Source organism: Bacillus sp. K2I17 (assembly GCF_002209985.1).
GTDB lineage: Bacteria > Bacillota > Bacilli > Bacillales > Bacillaceae_G > Bacillus_A > Bacillus_A wiedmannii.
In genome coordinates, this window is sequence record NZ_NJGF01000029.1 from 30,417 (window position 1) to 56,310 (window position 25,894).

At 30.9% G+C, this 25,894-nt stretch carries 14 protein-coding genes; 4 read left to right on the top strand and 10 right to left on the bottom strand.

The features are described from left to right. Positions 1–1,783: 1,783 nt before the first annotated feature. Genes CER22_RS24150 through CER22_RS24160 form a run of 3 tightly spaced genes read right to left on the bottom strand, consistent with a single transcriptional unit; the run spans position 1,784 to position 7,221 of the window. Positions 1,784–4,327 carry a DEAD/DEAH box helicase gene (locus CER22_RS24150; protein ID WP_088609757.1) on the bottom strand — a complete coding sequence of 848 codons (2,544 nt, stop codon included), beginning with the start codon at positions 4,325–4,327 and terminating at the stop codon, positions 1,784–1,786. A gap of 2 nt (positions 4,328–4,329) precedes the next feature. After that, the gene (locus CER22_RS24155) at positions 4,330–5,916 is read right to left on the bottom strand and encodes a HamA C-terminal domain-containing protein (RefSeq protein ID WP_088609758.1); all 1,587 of its coding nucleotides are present in this window, start codon (positions 5,914–5,916) and stop codon (positions 4,330–4,332) included. Between the two features lie 12 nt (positions 5,917–5,928). Next, positions 5,929–7,221 carry an MBL fold metallo-hydrolase gene (locus tag CER22_RS24160; RefSeq protein ID WP_088609759.1) on the bottom strand — a complete coding sequence of 431 codons (1,293 nt, stop codon included), beginning with the start codon at positions 7,219–7,221 and terminating at the stop codon, positions 5,929–5,931. A 560-nt stretch (positions 7,222–7,781) separates the two neighbouring features. Here CER22_RS24160 and CER22_RS24165 point away from each other — a divergent pair. Then, positions 7,782–8,246 carry a hypothetical protein gene (locus CER22_RS24165; protein ID WP_088609760.1) on the top strand — a complete coding sequence of 155 codons (465 nt, stop codon included), beginning with the start codon at positions 7,782–7,784 and terminating at the stop codon, positions 8,244–8,246. 172 nt (positions 8,247–8,418) lie between these two features. Here CER22_RS24165 and CER22_RS24170 read toward each other — a convergent pair whose 3' ends face one another. Genes CER22_RS24170 through CER22_RS24185 form a run of 4 tightly spaced genes read right to left on the bottom strand, consistent with a single transcriptional unit; the run spans position 8,419 to position 15,791 of the window. Then, on the bottom strand, positions 8,419–9,837 hold the full coding sequence (locus CER22_RS24170; protein WP_256943728.1) for a UvrD-helicase domain-containing protein: 1,419 nt from the start codon (positions 9,835–9,837) through the stop codon (positions 8,419–8,421). Positions 9,838–9,881: 44 nt separating this feature from the next. Further along, positions 9,882–10,070, bottom strand: a complete 189-nt coding sequence (locus CER22_RS24175; RefSeq protein WP_016135811.1) for a hypothetical protein — start codon at positions 10,068–10,070, stop codon at positions 9,882–9,884. Positions 10,071–10,081: 11 nt separating this feature from the next. Further along, positions 10,082–12,715 (bottom strand): hypothetical protein, encoded by a 2,634-nt coding sequence (locus CER22_RS24180; protein WP_256943729.1) that lies wholly within the window; start codon positions 12,713–12,715, stop codon positions 10,082–10,084. Beyond that, a complete protein-coding gene (locus CER22_RS24185) occupies positions 12,705–15,791 on the bottom strand; it encodes a UvrD-helicase domain-containing protein (protein WP_088609762.1) in 3,087 nt (1,028 codons plus the stop codon). Before CER22_RS24185 ends, CER22_RS24180 begins: the two co-directional genes overlap by 11 nt. A 439-nt stretch (positions 15,792–16,230) precedes the next feature. Here CER22_RS24185 and CER22_RS24190 point away from each other — a divergent pair, with 439 nt between their 5' ends. Then, on the top strand, positions 16,231–17,928 hold the full coding sequence (locus tag CER22_RS24190) for a DUF2075 domain-containing protein (RefSeq protein WP_088609763.1): 1,698 nt from the start codon (positions 16,231–16,233) through the stop codon (positions 17,926–17,928). 587 nt (positions 17,929–18,515) lie between these two features. Here the strand turns inward: CER22_RS24190 and CER22_RS24195 are convergent. After that, complete coding sequence (locus CER22_RS24195; RefSeq protein WP_088609764.1) at positions 18,516–19,781, bottom strand: hypothetical protein; 1,266 nt, start codon at positions 19,779–19,781, stop codon at positions 18,516–18,518. 238 nt (positions 19,782–20,019) lie between these two features. Here CER22_RS24195 and CER22_RS24200 point away from each other — a divergent pair, with 238 nt between their 5' ends. Beyond that, positions 20,020–20,562, top strand: coding sequence for a histidine phosphatase family protein (locus tag CER22_RS24200; protein WP_179211931.1), 543 nt, complete (start codon positions 20,020–20,022; stop codon positions 20,560–20,562). Positions 20,563–21,371: 809 nt separating this feature from the next. Here CER22_RS24200 and CER22_RS24205 read toward each other — a convergent pair. After that, a complete protein-coding gene (locus tag CER22_RS24205; protein ID WP_088609766.1) occupies positions 21,372–21,992 on the bottom strand; it encodes an AAA family ATPase in 621 nt (206 codons plus the stop codon). 444 nt (positions 21,993–22,436) lie between these two features. Between CER22_RS24205 and CER22_RS24210 the strand changes: the two genes are divergently transcribed. Continuing rightward, a complete protein-coding gene (locus tag CER22_RS24210) occupies positions 22,437–22,997 on the top strand; it encodes a hypothetical protein (RefSeq protein ID WP_088609767.1) in 561 nt (186 codons plus the stop codon). Between the two features lie 1,036 nt (positions 22,998–24,033). Here CER22_RS24210 and CER22_RS24220 read toward each other — a convergent pair. Then, on the bottom strand, positions 24,034–24,666 hold the full coding sequence (locus CER22_RS24220) for a hypothetical protein (RefSeq protein ID WP_088609768.1): 633 nt from the start codon (positions 24,664–24,666) through the stop codon (positions 24,034–24,036). Between the last annotated feature and the right edge of the window lie 1,228 nt (positions 24,667–25,894).

The window sequence follows — 25,894 nt, forward strand, 5'->3', positions numbered from 1 at the left end:
GTGTAAGCCAGCTCAAGGGATGCAACCTTCAGAAAATATATTTTATAAAAATCTCTGATAGGCATATCCTAATGGTATGTCGCTTACCAGCTCCAATACCGAGGTAGCCGATCTCCTGAGGTACCGCTCGTAGGTAATACTACAACTGGCGGACTCTATGGAAAACTAATTGGTACATAATGTACTAGGTAAATCTAATGAGGTAGCAGTCTCAATAGGAAAACTTTTGGGAGAAAAATTTCTAATATATTTCGTCTACGTTTGTTAACAACCGACGTAGGTACACACCCCCTATACGATAATACTGGAGGGGATTCCCCCACGTAGGCGCACTCACACGCATACACGAGGTAGACAAGGGAGTTATCCTGATAGGTAAATCGACTAGTACACTCCTCAGAGGCTCTATATTATCCTGCACAAGAAGTTATAGTCTGCTATTCAGCTAAGTTTCGTCAGAAGCCTTACAGGGCATTCTAGATTGTCTGTCTCTGTAGGTGATTGACTGAGGAGGTAATGACTATCTTGTTAACATAACATAGCTTATAGGAACTTCTCTAGAGACCGTCCGACAAGCCTTTACCCCTAGAGCCACAAGGAGTTGCGTACCCCTTATAGGTATCATCTGTATATTTATCTGCATAGGATTCATGCTATCTCGTTGCATACTTATGAGACAGGAATGCTTTATCTATAGGGTTTACCTACTCGTTTATGCATGATTGTATACACTGTGTAGAAGTACCTATTGAGGTAGCAGACTATAAGGAAAGCTACTGAGGTGAATGGCCATTCATTCTAACAGGAAGATAGCTAAAAGGGATCTCATCGAGGTGGGGGTTGAAGAGTTAACCCTGTAGTGGTATCTTCTAGAACGATAGTGACTGTTCACTGTAGTAGTACCTAGAGAGAGAGCTACCTCTGTGGTCTACCATCCATCAACTTACCTCCCCAGTTGTACCAAGATAGATAGCCTGTGGGAGGTCGTAGCAAAAGAGGGTTGACTAAATATTAAAACTACTTTAGTATTTTCCGTAAGAAACTCTAACTGAAGTGGTTCTCAATGAGGATAATAACTTGAGAGCCTTGATACATATAGGTTTTACTGACCCTAAGCCTCTACAGTCCACTGGGAAGTTCCCTTGACAGGGTGGCGGTCGCTGGTTCGAGCCTCTCCGAGGTCATACATTGGTCGTAAGCCTCATCAGATTAACGTTTGATATGGTAACTGACTTGGTGCAGAGGGCGCAGTTGCCGTCTAAACCGGGGGCGGTTAGCTAAGACGACAGTTATACGTCTATCATCTCATTTTCAAAAACGAAATTTTTTGTATGACAACTAATAATAATAATAATAATAATAATAATAATGAAAGAACAGTTTCAAAACGTAAAGGGAAACGTGTAAAGAAAGAGTTACAAACATTTGCTATACAAACGATTGACGATTTGTTCAAGAAGTTCTATCACACTAAAGTTGGTGAAGGTGTTGTTTACAATTTTTGTCTGTAAACTATTAAATCAAAAGCGAACTCTCTATGAATTCGCCTACTACTTGTTCTTTAATTTCTTTACCTTATCCGCTTCATAATCTAATACACTTGACCTTAATATAGACATAAGACTCTCTTTGATTATCAGGGAGAGTCTTATGTAATGAGCTTTTGTTTCGATTAAGATTTGTTTAATTAGTATTTTAAATAAAAAGAATCGCAATTTTTTAATTTAGATTTCCTCTTTAAAGACTACTTCATCGGAAATTTTAAATCCTAAAAATAGAATATCTACAGCGTTTCTCGAACATTTTTTATTTGCTTTTTCAAGTAACTTGATATCTTTAATGCGTCCAAATCTAAATTTTTAAGCCACTTTAAATAATATTCACTAGTAGCATTTTGTTTTTTGTTTATTAATTTTTCCAACTTGACTGCAGCTTCTCTTGGAAGTCCAATAGCCATAAACTCTAATGCAGGTGCAGAACAAGCCCCGTATTCTAGATAAACAGATATATTTACAACTTTTTTCGCTTCTTCTTTCTTCCCAATTCTATCTAAAAATACTTTTAACACCTCTGTGTATACTTGTGAATATTTAACTAACTTATATCTAATGGTGGTATTAAGAAAATCTATTTGTTCTTTCACATAACTTGTAATTTTCTTTGGTTCCTTTTGCAATACTGTTTTATTATAAAATATTATTTTAGATAGTGGTGCACCAATCATCCAATTATGACTTACAGCAGTAATTTTTTCTATAAACTTTTCAGACCAATCTTCATTGAATAGAAAAACTTTCTTTATTATTTTTATCATTAACCTAAGCCTTTGATAACCTTCCTCTTCATAAGGAAACCGAGGTATTAACTGCTTATATAACTCTTCATTTTGCATAAAGAACTTCCATAAATCATTAATACGATCAGGGTCTATTCCTGGATTAAGTTCTAATAATTCAATTGGAGCAGTAAATTCATTTAATATTGTTTCTGTGATTTCGTCTATTTCTTTTAAAACTTGTATATTTTCCTGACTCATATATATTGAATTAACTAATTGTTCTCCTCGTATCTTTTCTCTAATAATCATACTCGCCAGTTGTTCATTATAATCATCAATCCCTGATGGTTTATCTCTATTGGCGATGTATTCCTTTAACTTTTCACTTTCATCTTTATCTACAAGTTTTTTCTCAGATGCAGGAATTACCTGTTGCAATACTTCTCCTTCTAATGGGTTTTCATCCCATTTATTAGGGTCTATACAAATTATATTTCCGGCAAAGTCAGTCCCCATTCTACCAGCACGACCTACTAAATTCCAAAAGTTCAGTCTATCAATAGGTGTATTTTTCCCCTTATTTGGTTTATATGTAAAAATATTTTTCGCGGGCATATTTATCCCTTCAAGTAAGGTAGATGTACAACTAATAATTTTTAACGCACCACATTTAAATAAATCTTCAATTCCAGCTCGAACAATAGGTGGCAAAGCACTAAAATGAAAGGCTATTCCACACCTTATAAATTCAGATAATTCGTACCTTTCAGAAATGTACTCCTCGATAAAATCAGCAAATTCATCTAATCTTTCATCATTTAATTGCGGAAACTTCCCACTATTAAATAATTCACGAGCTACATTTGAAGATAGCATCGGCTCACTAGCATAAATAATTGATGTTTGCTCATTCCACAATTCAATTACTACATTAGCCAAAATTTTCGCTCTAGAACTACCATTATTCACATAGGAAATTCGTGCGATCTCAAACTTATTTTTTTTAAAATCTGAACTAACTATAAGTTTTTTTGAAGTTCTTTGAACTTCAATAATGTTCTGTCTAACCAAAGGAAACAAATCTTTTTCTGGGCAAGAATCTTCTAGTTTAAATGTACTTAATAACTTCTCTGGATTACTAACTAATGGACTTGAAAACAACAAACGAACTTGTGGCCATAAAATCTGTGCATACTTAAGAGCTCCTTCAAGTAATACTCCTCTTCCACCACTTTCAATATTATGTGCCTCATCTACAACTATTATTTTTGTATTTAATGTTTTCACATTTTCTTTAGTACACAGTTGATATAGTCTTTCCTGTGTCAACACTAAAATATTTGATTTACCCGTACGACCTAATAAACTACTTATTTCAGAAGAGCAACCAATATATATATCTTCTAAATTAAATTGTTTAATATTCTCCAAAAAATCATTCATTACTTGTCTTATGAGCGCCCTTGTAGGAACGATATATATAGCTGTAGCTCCTTTCTCTTCATAAATCAAGTTAAGTATTACTTTTAAAAAGATAAAGGATTTTCCTGCAGAAGTAGGGGCTGAAATGCTCAAGTTTTTAAACTCAGAAACTAAATTAGAAACTTTTTTCTGAAATTTTGTTAATACAAAGTCTTTCCCAAAGAAATTTCTTGTATTAAGACTTTCCTGGAAATAAGCCTCAAATAAACTAAGTCCACTTAATCCATTTCTATACTCCGAAATATTCCTTTTTTCCTCTAGAAGATGTATAGCTGGAAAATTTTCCAACTTTCTTAATATCATGAGTGAAGTAAGTTGTACCCCTTTAAATTCCGTAATAAGTGGGAGAGAGGTTGCTATATGTAGTGCTTCTTTTTTATGTTCTATCTCAGGAGAGGCAGCAAGAATGTTAGCTATCTCAATTAATAGTTTTATCTCTTGATGAGTAATGGTTTCCGTTGTATGAGAAAATAAATCCTTTTGTATCTCCATTTTCTTTATTTTAATTAATAATTGTGGAATAATGTCTGCAGATTCAATTGACTTAATAATATCTTGTATACCCAACTTTATATTCCCCTCCTTATCTCCTCTAATACTAGATTCTCAAGTTCTTCAACTGTATTAAAAGGTAACATAAACCAATGGATTTTCAACTGATTAATATGTATATTTTCCTTTATTAAATCATATATTTTTAAAAGATTTGCTCTATATTCCCGCTCATAGGAATGACGTAAAACCTGCTCAAGCTCCTCTTTAGATAAATTTCGTTTTGCTAGATTTGATAAAGTACTAGAATTATAACCAGTAAAAATTGTTACTTCCCAAGCTACTTTAGTCCAATCCCGTTCATGTGGCTTAGTGAAGGGATCTAGTAAATCTTTTAAACGACAAGAATCAATACAATCAAAAGCATAGTTATCCAAAAGATACATGCTATCCTGCGCATCTAAAGAAGGGGATTTTGAATCAAATGAGCCCGTTAATGATTCTATAACTTCTTGAATAGCCAAATCAAATGAATCTTTTAATCTCCCATCCCCAAAGTATAAAGAAAATTTATTATCATTATTAATTCCAACATGAACTTGATTTAATGGTTCTAAGTCATACAAGTTTGCTCTTGTGTATACTCTAGGTAAACCTAATACTCCTTCTAATAACATCCAAAGCATTAGAGGACCTAATTCCCCTTGACTTTTTATTCTAGAGATACATTTATCTGTTTTTTCTTTTATAATTTCAAGATTTTTAACTGTTAATGAATTATTTAATTTATTTATATCACTTAGTGTACAAGCATACTTAATTAACATTTCACCTAGATGCTTTGCTAATTCTTTAATTCTATGGGTACCTCCTCCATCATATTTTAAATGATAGGAATTAACTGATATGCTTAATTCCGACAAAGGAGGGGAAACATAGTATTCAAAATTCTGGAATAGCTCCTTGCACGTATTTTGTTGTAATTCCATCCTTTCACTAAGTAGATGTTTCATTCTTAATGGCTGATTTGCTGAATCATTAAGTACACTTATGTTATTACGTGTAAAAATATCTATAGACTTCTCTATGCTTACAGCCTTCAGCGGCGACTTAATAGCACTATATTCTTCATCAATTATAACGCCTACTATATCACCGTTAACAATTAACGGCGCACCCGATAACCCTCCAAAACCATGGGGCCACTCTTCTTTTATATAATCACTAGCTAAATGAATATCATATTTAGCTGTTGCATCTGTTTTAGTCCTTAGAAATATATCCCCTTTAATATAACAATAGCGACTTCCTTCTCCCTCAGTTATCCAATCCCTCGGGAATCCTACCGTTTCCCAATCATCAACATTTTCAATCTTTCGACTACTACATTGTAGCCACCCGTTAACATGAGTTACTGCCTTATCTAACTCTAGAATGGCTATATCATGTGTTTTATCATGATCAATCACTCGTGCGGACCTAATTATTGTGTTTCCTTCTGATATATAGAATTCCAGCTTTATCGGATGTTGATATAATATATTCTGCTTTACAGCATGCCTTGCTGTTACAGCACGATTTTTGTCAATTAGAAAAGCAGTACCTTGCTCCCCACATGATAACTTGGAGGTTAACATGTGTAATTTATCAATTATCTCTAACATAGTTTCCCTCTTTTATTTTATAATTATTTTAGTTGTTTCTTCCTTTTTAGATAATAGGCTATCATTAGTGTATTTAAGTTCATAATTATATTTTTCCTTTAAACCTTGAACATTTATCTTATTGTAAATATTAAAGGGCTTATAATTAAATATAATTTTTGTTTTTTCTAAGGTATTAAATGCAATTATTCTATAGATGGTTTCTACATCAGGGTGACTAAAGTTCTTTCCCCTCCCATTGGTGGAGATTATGTACTTTTCTGATTCAATCATTTTTAATAAATCTGGACTTGTATTGTGTTTACTACCATGATGCGAGATTTTTACTGCATCAAATCGCAGTTTCTTTTCCCCACTTGTCTCGAGCACTTTCTTTAAACTTTGTTCTATTACTGATGAATGTGAGTCTCCTAGAAAAAGCAGACGCTTTCCATAAAACTCTAATATGAAAGCTATAGAACTTCCATTTATCTCAGCGGTGTCAGAATCAAAAGGTTGTTCAGCTATATCTTTAATATTCTCCTGTGCTCCAATAGAAATTGGATTAACACTACGTTTCTTCTTTTTCACCTGTAAATTCGCCATGTAAACTTCGAATGCACTATCCATTAACTCATTACCATTATTAATATTTGAACATCCCCTTTTAATTAAATATTCTTCCCATTTTTCATCTAATATTTCTAGTTTCTCTTGACTTGGTGATAAGATTATTATCTTCACCTCTTCATTTATATAATGCGATTTTAATGTTTTATCATCAAATTCGGTTTCTAATTTAACAACATTATTATTATAAGATTTATTCCATATATCATCATATCCATTTTCATGTAGAAGAGCTGAAAGTGTAAAAGCTTGTCCTATACTTATACCAGAAACAGTTCTAACCCCTTTTTCTCTAGCATGTCCCCGTTCGACAATGGTTTTTAGTACAGAGGTTAGTTTCTGTTCCTCATTACTAAGTGATTTATCTTCCTGCCTTTTATTAAATTGAAGATGCTTATAACTGTTGTACCAAATCTCTTTAATTGCAACAATTTGAGGGTCATTAAAATTACCATTTTCTCGGAAAAATTTTATTCCACCAAGTATATGATCTTCATCTACATGAGTAAAAATTAATAAATCAATCTCTTCTTTATTGATCTCTTTAATCGCTTTTAATTCTTGTTTAATGGAATTATTGTAGGTAGACATAAATCCCATATCAATAAGTATATGTGTATTTTTTTTACCTTTACACGTTACTAAAAAACTATCTCCATATGATGCTGGAAACATTTTAATTTCAATTTCATTCATAGAATTCTTTCCTCTCCTTACAACTAAAATTATAATATTTTCTTACTAAATCCCTTTTATATATTCCCCTTTAACATTTAAACCATGTTGATTTTTTATATTGTGTTTTACATTACATATTTATATTTCTTAGAACAGTGAATATACAATGTAATTTTATTTTATTTAGTGACTAAACCTGAATCAATAGATAAATAAATTAGCATAAAATCCAACTAAATTAGTGTGAAATTTTATAGTAATTTATAAAAAAGTTTCAATTAGCTTCTATTCGTTATTTATTACGAGAATTAAATAATTTTCTCGAAAACAACTTACTTTTTCCACCTACATAATTGATATCAAATAAACATATTAAATGGGTATTAAGATTTAATTCTTATAAAAACAATGCATGGTGCCACATAAAAAAGAAATATGTTATGAAATCTTTTTTACCATTTAATTATACATTTAACACGCCATAACATGTTATATTATTCTAAAGAAACCAGTATAATTGTTCAATTTATAGTTTTATTTAACAGTATTTAAAATTTAAGGGAGGCTCTTACTTAATTATGCAACTTAAAATCAACAACACGCCATTGTTTACGCCCCAGATTCTTGATGTACTCGAAGAAAATGTATATGCTTTTGGTAAAGAGTATTTTACTGCTGACGCTATCTTAAAAATAAGAGAACAATTACTTGCTGGTATACTCATTCCTAGATGTTCAGAAAATGCAATTTGCTATGAAATTATATTAGATGATGCAACACATGTTGGAGATATCATACTTACTCCAACAGAATCAAACGAAATAGAGTTAGATATCATTATATTCTTACCTAACAGTGGCTATGGATCAACTGCATTAACTAAATTTGTTAACCACTATAGAGAAAATTATAGAGAAAATATATCAGCCATGATTTTAAATGATAATCCTATTAGTAATAAAGTAGAACAAATGTTTATCAAAGCTGGATTTATCAAAAAAGAAATATTTGATAATGGAGTATATCTACAGCTAGAAAGGTAATAATTTCATTTTGCTTTGAGGATTAAGCGAATCTTGATATTAGTACATTTTTTAAATTTTAACTACCGAACTTTACCATTTTTAATTAGATAAAATGCTACTTTTTATTCAAAAATAAGAAGGATAGAATGTTTCTATCCTTCTTATAAGTTTTTTATTTCCCTTTTTCCTTCTATAGATTGAAACTTTTATAGAAATCTGAATCTAATTCCTTAACCAACCTTAACGTATCACCATAAGTAAATAATTGTAAATGTCTACAAGCACGTGTTATGGAAACGTACAGCAAACGTCTTTCAATTTCCCAATAATTCTCTTCTTTATCCTCATCTGGTATTCTAGTAGGTTCAATTAAATCAATAATATATACAAAATCAAACTCTAGACCTTTCGCTGAGTGGAAGGTACAAAGTTTTACACCAGGAGTGTGTGGATTTCCCTTCTCCCTAATATCTTCTGAAGGAATCCCAGCATCGTTTAATGCACGTTGCATTCTAAATTTTGCTGAGTTTCTTGAAGATCCCTCACGATATAAAATACCAATTGTACAATTGGGTGCTTGTTCAATAATTTGTTTTACTGATTTAATAACTTCTCTATCTTGAGATTCAGCATTTTTACAATTCATTAAATACGGAATAGGACCTTCCCTCTCCGGTAAATTTGGAATAACGTATTCCTCATCGAGAATAATCATATCATTTTGTTGGAGACTTGCTGCTAATTGAATAATTTGTTTTGTCGAACGGTAGGATTCCTTTAATATTTTCGTACGATTACCCGTGACATTCAAACCAATCTCTTTCCATGTAAAGGATGTTTTATATATTTTTTGTCCCTTGTCAGCAGCAACAATAAATGATTTTCTAGCAATCTGCTTTAATGCTTGCAGTTGAACCTGTTGTAAATCTTGAGCCTCGTCAATAAAAATGTGATCATATTTAATGGAATCTGGAAATATAGCCGGATTCTTCATGAGAACAACAGCTAAATCATCAAAATCAAGTAAATAGTTTTTCTTCTTATTATATTGATCAAAGACTTGATAAATTATCTCACGATCATTCATGGTAACACGTGTATTGGTACCGCGCCCTCTTCGATCTACTTTCAAATAATCACTTAAAGTAGTGATGTTTTTTCCTTTAATCCATTGTATTTCATCCTTTAGGAAATCGAAATAATCGTCATTTTTTACAAAGCGGTGGTCAAGACTTGCTAAGCCTTTTATAGCCTCTTTTAAAAATTCTTCCTGTTTATACTTTTGTGTCATAATAGGCTTCTTCTTCATAATCTTACAATATGCACCAAACGCCCATGAATGAAATGTTTTCACTTCTAAGTTAGGAAGGTTGTACTTCTCAATTAAAAATTTAGTTGCATTCGAAAGAGATCCCGCGTAAGTGAATATTACAACCTTCTCATTTGGATATTTCAGTGCTGTTTGCTTCGCTTTTTTTAATAAAACAAGCGTCTTTCCACTACCAGCAATCCCTCTAATCAAAATTTCATTCCCTGTGTAATCAACTATATCCTGTTGTTGCTTAGTTAATATTAGTTCAGTACTCTCAAGTTTATTTTCCATACACATACAAAGGGGAGTTTCTCCCCTTCTCCTACACCTCTCTTATCATATTACGGCCAATCATCGTCGTCATCATCATTTTCTTCTTCATCTAAGTATTCCAATGCACTTTTAAAGGAGTCTTCTACTAGAACCATATTCAATGCATCATTTGTTAGTTCTTCTATCAAACCTTCTGAATCACTTTCGTTTTCAAATGTTCTCCAGTTAGTAGCTATTTGCCTCCAAATATTATTCATCCTGTTCCCTCCTAACCGATCAAATGTCGTCCTTCACTACAAATATCTACATGAGGGCAGTAACGACAATTTTCTCCTGGTTTAGCATGGAATATATTCTCATTCATTACATCTTCCTTCATCTCAATCAACAAGGAAGGCTTATTCTTAACAGTTTCTTCTATCCATTCATTTCTTTTAGCATTTGTAAGACCTGGAAGCTGAAAATTCTTCCTTGCTTTACTGATACTAATATTTCCACTAACTGGCTCTAGCTCTTCATCTTGCCTCGCAATTTTTATAAACGTTTCGGCCATTACTTCTTTTTTATAGTTCGTCCAATGAGGGAATAATTCACTTACCGTTTTAATAACCTTTTCATCCGCTAAAGTGGTACTACGCTTGACCAATCGAATTAATTCCGTAAACATAAATTGATGAATAAATTCATCAGTAAAAACAGGTGAATGACCTAGGATATAACTAAAGTAAAATCTCCTTTTACATTGGTTATATTCTATTAGAAAATCTGTAAATGTTAGTTCTGTTAAATCCCCATCATTTATATCTACCGCTATGTCTTCAAAATCAACTGGATTAGGACGTGTTTTCACTACAAGGTGATTTGCCTTCTCCTTATAATCTATTACTTTTAATCCTAGTTGATGGACATACACAGCAGGTTGCAGATCTTCCTTATCTAAAAAATTTTGCATCCAAGACAGTTCAGTATTTTTATCCAATAAAAATTCCAAAGCAATAAATAGTAAATACCTTGAGATTTGCTTGATAGATTGGTTTCTCAATGTATGTAATTCAAGTACTTCATGACGAATGGAGAGTTTTTCAAACGTAACCTCCTGTAATGGCCATGGTGTACTGAATTCATCAAGAGGTAGACCTTTTTCATCTAGCCCTGTTAGATAAAAGGTATTAATATTTTGTTTAAAAGCTTCCCCATCAACCTCAATAAATGGTTTTATAAAGGCTTCATCTGTGTTTGATAATTTCCCACTCAAATAAACATTGATGGCTTCCCCAACATCATCATATAGAAAGAAATTATCATCCTGAATTTTCTTTAATTTTTCATTCAATGAATGAATAATATCCGTTTCATCTTGAAGTAATTTAGAATGCTGCATTGGATTATGTTTATCTAATATCGCTAACAATTTATTAAAATGCTCACTTATAGAAGCTTCCTTTGCTTCTATATCAAACAATTCTTCCGCAATGAAAACAAGTTGCTTCACAAAATAGTGAACTTCTTCAACTTGCTTCTTGCTTAGTGAAAAATGAGCAAATTTAGAAAAGGGACTACGCACACTCGTTACAACCCTATCATCATCTGGTCCTTCAAAGGCTGGTAATATTTCTTTGTAATGCTTCATTAAATCAGAAAACCTCGGTAACCAATCCTCATGAATTGTATGACAATTACCGAAGAACGGTAACAGTTGCTTTAGCAAGTATGTGTAATCTCTAGCGTTTTTCTTATTAATAGGGTTATATAACCACCCTGATGAAAACGCTGAAATTAAAATATCTTCATTTAAAATCAATGTATTTTCATCAATCATCTGATGGATCTTACTAATGAATTGACCAATCGGATATTGTAAAAAGTTTCTGTTTTCCGCAAATTTATTCGGATAATATTGAACAAGAATCTCATTCAACATATCAGCATTGGTTGCAATAATTTGTACTTTATCCTTGTTTTTATCCTCATCATCCTCTGTCTCACCAATCGGATAATTAGGAACAATTACATCATTTAAAAAATCAAAAAAGGATTTATAACGAATAACTTCTTTTTTAAGGGTTCCCCCCGGTGCATTCTCTCCTTCAAATGCACTTAGAAATTCAGTGCCGAGGGACTCTTCCTTGTTTTCTCGATTACTTTCAATTTGCCAATTATCAGTCCACTGATATTCTTTAGAAATAAAGCCTTTTATAAAATCAAAGGTTGCTGGAAAACGAGGATCATAAAAATTAAAGAATGTAATAGAAAATCCTGCCTTCCTGAGAGCTTGTAGAAAAATCTGCTGCTCAGGTGTAATGAAGTAAAATCCATGTAAGACAAGCTGATTCATCCCAACATCTAGGGCCGGCCTTTCACTTTCCTTTAAAAGCTTGTTGATTTTCTCTTTGATTTCTTCTATTGCCCATCCCTTACGAAGCTTATTTCGAATATTTTTATAGGTAGTATCTTTTTCCTCTACTTCAAACCAAATTTGTTGAAAGAGCTTTTCCTTATCTGTTAGCGTATTACTTTCTAGATTTATTGTAGTTAAATCAATAGGCTTCACGCCGGTATACGTTAGAAATCGAATCGTTTCAAGAAGATCAGGACGATTATTTTTAAATGCATTTTTTAATTCTGCGTTATCCGTGCTAAGCTCATTGATAACCCGAGAAAGCTTTAAATATTGTTTTAACTGCTCTTCAGGTAAATTCCATCTTGTTAATAATTCATCAATAATTTCGCGAATTGTAAACACATAACAAAACTCTCGTTCTTCTTTATTTTGATAAGCCTCTATAATACCGTCCTTCATATTTTTTGTAGCACATATATGAATAGCATTTTTTATCTTGTTATATTTTGAATGATTTCTCCAACGTTTGGGATCATCATATGTATATACATCAACGTTCATGATTCACCTCATTAAAAGCTCGTCCTAGTAAATTACCCCATGTATTTTCACTTGTTTTTTCAGGCATCATTAAAATTAGTCTCTTTTTCGCACGTGTCATCGCTACATACAATAATCGAGTTTCTTCTCTTTCTACTTCAAAACTTTCATAATTTTGAAGTGTAGCAAAATAATTATTTTTAATATCTTTAGCTTTCCAACCAACAGTCCGTTTATCGTCACCCATCTCTTTTTCATCTTGTATGTAAAAAGAGGCTTGTTTATTACTAAATGAGTGGTTCAGTTTAGGCATAATAACAGTATGGTACTCTAGGCCTTTCGAGCGATGAACAGTCGTAATTTCTACAACTCCTAATTTCGTTTCAATCATTGGTTCATTTTCATTACGATTTACGCGAATTTGTAAGGTTAACCATTCATGTATGTTCCAAAGCGTACCACTCATGGAATCAAACTGCTTTTGAATGGTGTTCATTAAATGATATAAATTTTTCTCATACTGTTTTACAGCTATCTCAATCTCTAGTTGTTTTATAGACTCATCTATGTCTGGGTCATCTCCATACTTCACTTCATAATAGGATGAAATATTTTGTAGTAATCCCTTTTCAGAGATAATCTTCTGTATAACAGCCATAACAGGTAATCTTTTTAGCTCATCAAGATACTGTGTAAAGTCATTTCCCATATGCAATTGCAAAAACTTTATAATTTTCTCACTATCACCTTTTAAGGGAATAAGTAGTTTAGTTGGAATTGCATATCTAAAATAAGGTGATTGTAGAAAATTAACGACATGCTTTGCCTCACCTGGATACAACAGAGCATCTAACATCATTTTAAAATGTATGACTGCATCTGATTTATAAAACGTACCATCTAAATTTTGTACAGTCCCTATTCCTGCTTTTTCACACCACTCTCGTACTTCAAGAGCTTGTTTATTCGTACGTACCACAAGGGCGATTCTTTTATTTTCATCATCTGATAACTGCTTTGCTATATCCACAGATTCTAAAATTTGACGAACTGTTTCTTCTTCTACATTATCCTTATTTGTATTAGGATAAAGGAACTCCCCTATTGTTGGTTCAGTTATCTTCATCCCCTTCAAACGATCATCCTCCGTATAAGGAAGCAAACACTCTTTACCTTTTGGGCCCCAGCACTTCTGTCCCCAAACAGAAAATACCTTATCTAGCTTTTCTAATAAACTGCTAGTTGTTCGATAGTTTTGATTTAAAGCAACAGGCGTAAATGATGAATTCACCCTCTCTGCTAATCTTTTAAAGGACGTGTAATCTGCACCACGGAAACGATAAATCGATTGCTTAATATCCCCAACTACAAAAAGATGATATGTTAATTGATTTTGTAGACTAGCCACTAGTTCAATTTGTGTATTATCACTATCTTGAAATTCATCGACAAATAGATATTTTTCAGTTTGAAGTTGTTTGAGTGTATCACCTTGTGTAAATAATTTTAGTTTTCGGACCATATCCCCTGTATCAATCGCATTTTCTTTCTTTTTTTGTGCTTCTAATAAACCTTCACATTGCTTGAATACATATTGAAAAAGATCCTTAAGAACCTGATGCTCTTCTGTTACTACCGTACCCCAATCAATTGACTCAATTTCTTGTCTAGTTAAACCCTTCTTCTCCATTTCATCCCAGAAACTCTTCATCATTTTTGTAACTTCATAAAACTTTAAATTTAAATCGACTAAAGCTTTCGCAGAATGTTTTTGGAAAAACTCGTTAGCAAGCTTTTCAAGGATGTCACTCTTCGTTTTAATAAAACTTCTTACCTTTAAGTTTCTACCAAAACCAATTTCATGTGCTAATTGAGTTAAAATAGATTTAGAAAACGCATGAATTGTGCTAATCTGTATATTTTTTACTTCCTCTGCAAAGTAAAGATACTTTGTTTTCCCTGTCAATTTAAACATGCTTAATAATTTCTTTTGCAAACGCTCCTTCATTTCATTAGTAGACGCATTTGTAAAAGTAACCATTATGATGTCTTTAAGTGTGATGCCTACCTTTTCTAACAGATAAAAAATACGATCAATCATAACGTATGTTTTTCCTGTTCCCGCACCTGCTGTAATCATTAAGTTATCAGTATGCGGCGTATGAACTGCTATATACTGACCCAAATTAAACTCTGGGAACGTCGGAGACAATATATTCTTTAAGAAGGATGCCTCTACCTCTCCGTCTTGGATAATTCTTGTATCCACTGAAAGGAGTGTCTCTTTTGTTTGAAAAACTTGAAGTTGAAATTCATCACAAAAATCCTTTTGCAATACAAGCCAACTCGTAGAAATAGAAAACGTACTAAAGATATAGATTTTTAGGCCTTCCTTTAATAATTTGTCGATTTCCTCTTTCTCTTTGTGAAATTGCTCCTCACTAGTAAAAACATATAAATTAGAGAATCGTTTTTGTTTTTCGCTTTTTATTTCATCTGTTTTTTCCCTTGCCAAATTTCTAATATAAAAATGTTTTTTTAATGCATCCCATTGAGAATCCTGTAAATCCAATCTTGCTTTATATATATTCATACGCTCAAGTTTTTGAACCCAGGTCCCTTGTTCAAGGTCATCTTTAAACAAAATAAAGGGCATATTTAACAATTGATTAAAACCACGTTCTATCCACTGTTCACTCGTAATATAAGGTAAGGCTACTACCGCTCGCTTAGAAAACGCTCGATTCAGACTGTCCTTTTTTTCAATATCATCACACAACATATTTAATTGTTGCTCCGCTTGGTTAAAAGGCTCGCCTTTAGATGCATAATAATCTTTGGTAAAGTGCCATATATGACCCTGTATTCCCTCAATTTGTTTTATATTTATTCCTTTTACTTCAATTACAGTTACACCAATGTCACGATCAACTAATAAGATATCTATTTCTCTTTTACTAGCATGATTTTCCTTGAACATTGGAAAATGTAAAAAACCAAAACTTTCACGTTCAATGAATGCTGATTTTACTTTCTTCCAAACGTAACGCTCCGCATCAATGCCTGGCCGATATTCAACCATTCCTTCAATAAACAATTTGTACAAACCCCCAAATAAAAAACATTAGTATTATTATACTAAACCTTCAATCTAAAATAGATAATTTTTTACAAATTAATACATACTTTGGAATTTTATATGGTAATTAACTCCCATAATTAGAATCTGAATTAGAATTTTTCTTCAGCTCAATTAAGGTTTAATCCATTTATTTTCTATTAAACAGTTATATTTCTTGTATAAACATAATATCCAAAGATATCAATTACTCAATATAGATGCCATTTTATATTGTACCAATAAATAATACATAAGTTGTATATTTATTTTTTAAATTATACAATTAAAGTGAAATTCTATAATTTTAAAACCTTTTTCTAAGTATTTCAATGCCATATTATTTAAGCAAGATTTAGCAGTAAAGTTTTCCACTTTGAATCTAAGACATTGGTCTTTAAAAATAGGAGGTATATTCATGGAAGGATTAACGATTAAAACTATCCCTTTCACAAAAGAAGAAATTGATAAAATTAAAACGGATTATAATGTTTTTAATGACTACCCTATTATATATATCCTACATAAGGAGAAAGAAGCTTATATTGGTGAAACAGTAAATGCTTTTAATAGATTACACAACCATAGACTAAATAGGAATAATACTTCTAATGTTAAAAACAGACATGATTTTAAGCACGTAACACTGATTAAACATGAAAAATTTAATCAATCTGCTACATATAATTTGGAAACAAAGTTAATTAATTATTTCTTAGGTGATGAACGTTACACGTTAAGAAATGTTAGTCAAACTGTATCTTCAGTTGTGCATAACTACTATGAAAAAAGCTTTTATAATGATGAAGTTTTTGAAGCAATCTGGAAAACCTTGAAAGATACTGAACAGATTGTTAATAAGGATCTATTTTTAATTGAGAATAATGATATTTTCAAACTATCTCCGTTTAAACAACTTACATCTGAACAGTTTGAATTATACCAAGATGTTGTATATGAATTAGAAGAACAATTCTTTAAAATGAATACTCAAAACAAAACAGAACATAAAGTGCTTTTCATTGAAGGTAGTGCTGGGGTTGGTAAAAGCGTTGTTTTAAGTTCTCTTTATTATAAAACGTTAGAGATGTCTAAAAACAAAAATTCACATTTATATGATACTTCCAGTTATATTTTGATTAACCATAATGAAGCATTAAAAACGTTCCATAGCATAGCTTCTAATGTGAAAATTATGCAGAAGAATAAGATATTAAAACCTACTTCTTTTATTAATCAAATGCCATTAGATACAGAGACTACACCAGCTGATATTGTATTTGTTGATGAAGCCCATCTACTACTCTCAAGTTCAGATTCTTATAATTCATATCACGGTCAAAACCATCTAGAAGATATTATTAAAAGAGCTAAGGTGACTATTATTATCTTTGATTCTAAGCAAATAACCCGCAATAAGGCATATTGGGATGCTAAAACTTTAAACGCTGTCCTATCAAAATATAAGCCTAAAAGATATGAACTTTCTACTCAAATGCGAATGCATGCTGGCGATAAATTAGTTACATGGTTAGATAATTTAGTTCAAAAGAAAATTACGCCTATGCCAAATGTCCCTAAGACTTATGATTTTGACATCTTTGAACATGCTTCTGATATGCATGAAAAAATACAACAACAAAATACGAAATGGGGACTTTCTAGAGTTGTTTCCACCTTTGATTTTGAACATAAAAAAGATGGTGGAAAATATCATGTTACAACTGGTGGCTTAGATCTACCATGGAATCTTACTGATTCTTCTACAACATGGGCGCAACGAGAGAAAACTTCCTTACATGGAAGTTCAGTTGATGAGGTAGGTTCAATTTATACTGTACAAGGATTTGACTTAAACTATGTGGGTGTAATATTGGGCCCATCTATCACTTATGATGAAAAAAATAATAAACTTTTAATATTAAGTGATAGATATAAAGACACCGAAGCATTTAAAGGATTAGGAGATCACCCTAATGCTGCAAAAATAAAAGAAGAAATCATTTTAAATGCGCTTAATATCTTGCTAAAACGAGGGATAAAAGGTCTTTATTTATATGCACACGATGAAAAGTTAAGATCTAAATTAATGGAAATAAAAAAAGCTACTCTTTAATACAAATAGCTCAATACAAGTTTACTCAAAAGTTGTTCATATTTAGTCAAAACATATTATTAAGTGATTCTAACAACTAACCATGCTGCTTCTACAGTACTTGTTATCCTACAAGTTATTTATTAGTGAGAATTTATATACTAAGTTATAAAGAATGTAGGTTTTAATCTACATTCTTTTTACCGGTCAATTTATATAATTTGAAAAAGTCTTGTCTTCATACTTCTAAACTTGGACTAATATTTCTAAATCCTCGTCATGCTTCCCATATAATAAAAGGTAGTGAGACCATCTATTCCTTATACAATTACTAGCATCTTTCTAAATATTTCTTCTTATTTATTAACCTGTTTATACTTTTTTTAAACTTTACAACAGAATTCATTTCAAAAATGGGGAGATTGAAGAAATTGAGAGAATTGACGTTAGCCTGGTAGTAAGGCGAAGTGTTTATAATGAGGTAGTTCGTAAGCAATTAAAAAGTAAAGTTTCCAAAAAAGTGCTCCTAGATATTTTAGGAGCACTTTTAGATGTAACAACTGGTTTGTTTATTTTAGAGCGAAATTCAGTAACTAGATAGCAAAAGATTATCTCTCTAATTCATCTACTATATGTGTTTTAAGGAGCATACGATGGTCTTCAGCTTCTGGAAGAATCTCTCTCCAATCGAAACACTCTAAAATAGCTTGCTTATATTCACCTTGATTTAATTCTTGATCAGCTTCAACTATATGATTTAATACTTTTCCATAAGTCAAGTTATTTGGAGAAGTATTGCTCCAAGCCTTTGCCATCAATTTTCCAAAATAGTCACGAGCATCAAGTAATGCTTTTTTAAACGCATCTTTATTACCTTGATAACATTGTTCGAATTCTTTGTGTATATTATTTCTTTCATCCTCTGATGTATGACAATCATGAGTTTTATAAGCTTTTTCTCCTAGTTCCTTGGTAATAAGACCTTTATCAATTAAATGAATTTGAAAAACCTGTACTAGTATATCAAATGCTCCGCCGGTAAATGGCATAGATAAAAGGTGCTCTTCTCCTTGGCCTTGAACATCTGACATTTTCATATCATTAAATGCCATACGAATCTCACGTGACTCACTCAACTCACCCATACGCGAAAGTTCATTAACACTGAACAGGTTACCTTCCGTATTTTTAAGTAGGTGATTAATTACTGAATCGAAGTGCAAAACAGAGACAATTGCAATTAAATCACCAAAAGCTTCATGATGCCCATGATATTCTTTAGTATCTTGATTTCTATCTGGCCAGCCAATTATAGAGTTTTTTATCGTATGACCCATTTCATGAGCAAGGACATCGAAATTTTCACAATACGGATTACTGTGGTCAATAGTTCCATCTGCATTACGGCCAAACCCAAATTCAAGAAATCCGTTACCTGAGTGAGCATTATCCCATTCTACTCTTGGAATAAGTTCTAGCTTAGGGAATTCTGCATGAAAGAACCATTCAATTTTATGACCAAAATAATCTTCCCATATATCTAAAACGCGTCTTACAGTTGCATACATAACTGTAGAAGAAAAGGCACGTTCATTAGGCTTAACATAATCAAAATGACCTTCTTGATCTGGTTTAACAGCTGGAAATCGAGGTCCGTGATATGGTGGCCCTTCTCCTACAAATTTATATTCTGATTTATCTTTAGCATCAACTACATACATCTTCTCATCCTCTGGACCTGGCTGAATTGTACCAGGTGGGAGATTAATGAAGATAACCTCGGGTTGTTCAAATCCTTTTAACTTTTTATTTTGGGCATAGACTAAAAATTTTGTGCCATTTTCGCTCGCTTGGGCATCTAAAAATTGTGACAAGATTATTACACTCCTTTTCAATGAAATATTAAATTCAATTTCTATTGTTTCGCAAAAGATATATTTTATTCCTTATACATAGATTTTTTAAATTTCATTTTTAAAATAATAATATTGTTATAATCTAATAAACAAAACAAAATGACTATTAATTTTTCAAGGTTTTTCCAGTATGAAAAATAGACTAAGAAACCAAGTTAAATATATATTTACAAATTTTAGAGAGGTGATTACATATATGAGTACAAATTCAAATGAAACTATATTTGAACAAATTATGGAAGGAGGTTATATCCTTTATTTAAGACATGGTGAAACAGAAGATACTCATGAATCCAATGTGGATTTAACAAAATGTGAAACTCAAAGGAATTTAAATGCAAATGGACGAAGACAGGCAGAAATAGTTGGTGAAATACTCAAAATACAAAAACTACCTATTGAGTTCCCTGTTCTGACAAGTCCATACTGTCGTACTCGAGAAACTGGTGAAATCGCTTTTGATGCACAAAATATACAGATAAATAATGATTTAGGTAGAATCGATTATTTAGAACGCGATGTATCAACACCTGAAGAACAAACAATAAAAGATAATTTGATTAAGCTTTTTCAAACACTACCTTTACAAGGTAAAAATAAGGTTTTTATTGCTCATAGTGCTTTTGGAGGAATCCCATATATGGGTATGGTCGTTATTAAACCAGGTAGTGCTGGAAGAACATATGAAGTTGTTACTAAGGTAGATTATGAAGAGATTAGACAATGGCCAAATTTTTAAATTAAAGGAAATCTATATACGAATTACTAAATAAAGATATAGCAAACTTAATTATTCAAATTAAGAATTATATGCGATTCTGGTGTGAAAATTACATTCATTTTGAAAAGTTATATAGATACCTAATAGAATCTAACTATTTTATTAGACGTACGGAAGCTATGAGGGCTACTATGAAAAAATAGTTAGAAAACCTTTAAGAAGAACTTGTATCTATAAATTTTTAGAAAAAAGCATCCATAACGGTAGCTTTTTTCTTTGTTATATAAAACTTATATAATAAAGAAGGAATTAAATAAACGAACAATTGAACACTGAACACATCAAACTCAAACATTGATTCATAACTAAAATATTTCAAACAAAAATTCATTTCATTTCCCTATGCTTAATTTAAAAATAAGTCCTTCTATAAGAATGCTACATTTGTATAATTTAACATGAAATGTATATTGATTTAAAAATGTTTTGTTCGGAATATTTAGTTGGGATTTTTAGGTGTTTGAGACAGTTATTTATTCTCCCTTTCTAAATTCACATAATTTTCAAATATAAAAAGCGCATATTTTAAGAATCGGTATATAATAAAATTAACCCGTGGTTAGAGTGTTTGCTCCGATTCAAATTATGAGATAGTTTGTTTCATTTAAAAAAGAACTTGTAGGGTTTCCTACAAGTTCTTTTTATATATTAACAAATTAACTTTATTAATAGGTGCGAGTCTATTGTTTTAGTCGTAACTTTACTATTAATTACATATTTAATTAGATACAATTATTCCTCCCTGAACCTCTTAATAAACTTGAGCATCAATGATCTTCAAGAAAATCCCGAACTAAAATTCCATTTATATCATTTTGAATAAGAAATTTAATATGTCTATAATTAACAAAACGTTTAGCCTGGTCTATATACTTACTTTTCAATTCTTCATAATGCACCACTTGTCGTTCATCCGAATTTAATTTCTTATACTCCTCAGAAATTACCTGATTAATGATTTCTATTTTGGACTCCAAAGTTAAATCTTCTAATTTAATCATTTTGTCAAACCTGAAGAAAATCGGATCTCCTAATGCCCTTCTCATCTCTTCTGGTGTCTTATAATTAGATGTACAAATGATGATTGTATTTTTTAGATTAACTTTATAATTTTTATCTTCGAATATCCCCTCATCGAAGACTTGATAAAAAGCATTATAGCTTGAAAAATATGCCTTATCAAACTCATCCAATAAAATAACATTTGATTCTCTCTCTGAAAGATCTTTAGTAAAACTGGACGCACTATGTTTGGTTCCAAAAAGGTAGTCTAAGAGTTCATTATTTTGAAACATAGATAATTGCTTTCGAAATAAGTTCCCACCTAATGAATCACTAATAAATTTAGCTGTTTCTGTCTTTCCAACTCCCGAATTACCATAAAACATTATGATGGAGGATCCACTTCCCCACTAAAAAGTCTTCAGACACAGTGTTGTTTTTATATCTCATGTGTATTAATTCCCAATACAAAAAAATTCACCTACTACAAAAGGTACAAAATTACGTTTTTTGTAAGAAAACCCCATTTTAACATTAGGGATTTTTAATTCTTAAAAGGGTAATAATGAATTTTTTATTAATCTATCAATTCGTTATTAATTACTCACTACCTAACATTATTTCTATATCCACAATTTAATTGATAAATAAAACACGTAATATTCAAATAATTAAATTGCAATTATCTTGAAGCTGCGGTTTTAAAGTGAATAATCGTTGAATTCCATCATTTTTCCGCTTTCTGAAGGGTATATATTTTTATATATTTATGTATTAAGATAGAAATGCGCTAGAAAATACCGGTAAAAAATCATAAATAAGGAAAAGGGATGGGATTAAAAATGAAGACTATATTAAGAAGTATTGTATCAATGGCCCTCGTACTCGCTTTGTTTACAACTTCTTTCGCTGGAATCTCTAAAGCGCAAGAGATTAATAGTGAAGAAGAAAAATTAGTACAAGAAGTAGCTGCACAATTGAAATTTGTTGTTGAAGAAGCTTCAGTTAAAGATAAACATGGAAGAGTAGTAGATATTGATATTGATATGATAGAAAACAAATATGGTAAAACTGAAGAATTAGAACAATTGAGACAAGAAATCAAACGTGTAAATACACCGCCTGGCTATGAAGATCCATTCAAACAAGAAACAGAAGCTGTAGATAACTGTATAGAAAGAAAACTTATAGCAAATTATGTAGAATTTCTATCAGTAGGTTTTTTAGGTTCTATTATTGCTAATATTACTAACAAAGAATATGAATTAGCAGCTAGAAAAATGATTAGATTAGGCGTCAAAGGTAATTTAGTTAGTTTAGCTGGTCAACTTGCTTGGTATCTAGGTACATGTATATATGAAGAAGAAGGCTGGACAGGAAAAACATGGTAAGTAATAAAAAACAACCTCTTATTTTCTAGAGGTTGTTTTTTTGGAAGAAAATAACCACATCATAATTTCAAAAAACGCTACTATAAATAGTGTTTTTATAAGGTTTTCAAACCAATTGAAATGATTATGATTTGCATAGTTAAAAGCTATCAATACAATATACAGTAGGACTATAAAAATTAACGGTCTCTTATATGTGAAATTCAAATTAATCACCCCTTAAATACTTACTTAGAAAAGTTACCTTAATACTAAGTTAACCCAAAGCGCAATCACTTTCGATGATTTTCTATATTTCTCCATATTTGCAACAGACGCCATTTCTTTATAAAAAGTGCTCATACTTAATTCTAAAACACATTTAACGGAAGTTAAACTGAACATAACTCTCATTAATTAAAATATTAAATTATATAAATACTTACCAAACCTTAAATCATTTCATACCTTGACACTTCAAAAGGTATAAAAAATACTTTTGGGACACTTCAAAATTCAAAAGTACCTTTTGTGTATTTTTGTTATAATTTAAGTTAACTAAATTGAATAACATTAAAATTCTCACTTTGAAAGAGGCTGTTAATTTATGAGTACAAACAATTAGACTATATTCGTGTTTCCAGTAATGATTAGAACGAAGAACAAAAAATGAATTATAATCTCTTTACCTCTGTATAACAGAGCCTACTTTGTATTTAAGATCTTTCGTTCTTTCCATTTCTTCAGAATCTACAAGTTCTTATTTTAATTCCTTATTGAACTAATCTGCTCCGTTATTCGAAAAAGAATTTTAAACAATTATATTATTTTTTAAATGACTTTATTATCTCTGCACAGTCACTACACTTTAATGTGTTTTAACTATGTTCCTTTCAAAGCAAGAAATACAAAAGACGTGCTCAATAAATAATTATAATTATTAACATAAAAAGGACGTATCTTATTTATTAGATACGCCCTTTTCACTGTTTTTCTTTACAACTACCAAATAAAAAAATAATATTTTTATCTACTTTGAGAGATTTACAATTACATATTATCTATTTTTTATAAGGTTTATTAAACCAATAGTATTTCCTTCATCTATTTTATGATTAGTAACTCTTTGTAATTCCTGAATCGTTCTTAATTCATCTATTCTTCTTTCATTATGTCTTTCTTGCTCAAATATATTCACGCAATCTTTATAGTTATCTGCTCTATAATTAGAGAGATAATTCTCAAACCTACTAATTGCATATGGATAACGATAATCTACAGGTATCTTTAATATATCTAATTGTTCTACTAATTGTTTCTCAGCTAGTATTAGATTCGTCAATGTATGATTATTTTTTTCAACTCTTTTCTTTATTTGTATCCTATTTAATCTATAAATTACCTCGGTATACCATCTTGCCCCTAAATATATTGAACCACCAAAACTAATCCATACAAATATAAATCGTATTATTGCAAAATACTCTGGAATTATACTAAAAACTAATGCAAAGGGAATAAAAACTATAAATATAAATACTATACTTAAGATAATATTTAAGAAGTTTGGAAGTTGATCTAGATCAAAATATGGACTACTTAATCTATAGTATTCTTTCCTAACATTATACAATTTTCCTACTAAAGGTTTCCCCTCACAAATATTATTGAAACATATTTCTCTTTCCATAGATGCACCTCTTACACAATTAATAATTATATATATTAATATATTATATTTATAATATCAATGTTTTATTACTATATCATACTAAATAGAATACGCTGGGTATCTCCTCTTACATATTAACTGTTTTTATTGATACAAGATATAAATCTTGAATTTTGACTATATGGTTGAGAAGGAATGCTATAAAATGAAAAAAGATGATGATGAAAAATCAAGTAATATTTTCACTTGATTTTCCTATTTCTATTCCCTACATAATTCAAAAATAGTGCCATGCTAGCTCCAATATATATTGCAACGAGTCCTATAATAATCAAACCAATAATGTTGAAAATCAAACATATATATATCATTTTATTTGTATATCATTATTATTTATGTTATGATTTAATAGTTGTTAAATTAAGTACAATCATTGCGTTTTGCTTACTTAATGATTTATAATAAAAAACCAATAAAGATAAAATTCAGCGGAGTTCTTTTCTGTTTCACCTCCGTAATTATACAAATTAAAAGAACAGGGACATATTTAGCGAAGTTCTTACCCATTCATCTTCGTAATGATATAAATTCAAAGAATGGCGATTAAATTTTTATGTTCTACTATAGAGAGCACAAAAAAACTGCCTCCCAACTGTTAGACATGTCTAACGATTGGGAGGCAGTTTTTTCTATAAAGAAATACAAATACTCTTTATACAAAAAAATCAATAACTAAGAAAATCTTTATGATTCAAGGGTAGTTCATTCTAGAGATGTATTTTCAATTCTTTTATATTGAAATCCACCATGTAATGTCATTCTTGAGTCAATAACGAATCCTACAAATTGAGGTATCATTATAGATAATAAATACTAAGGTACACCCGAAACAGAAAATTACACTGATATTATAAATAATTATATCCAAACAATTCATCTATTCATAATACTAAGTATAAGGAATACTCAACTAATAGCATTTACTTATATCAGGGAAAAGAAGGATTTAAATCAAGAATACTTTTACATTTAGTTCGTATACATCGACTTTATACGCTTTAAAATTACTATCAGTATCCCTCATTTCTTCGTCTACCGTTAGTAATACCCATATTTCTTTAAGTACACATATATATGATTTTATACGAAAAACCATGAGCTATTAACAATTCAGTTTCTGTTGAACTACCCCCACTTTCACTTCGTTTAGAAGTGAGGGATTCCTAAGTAAAGAGTTCTATCGAAC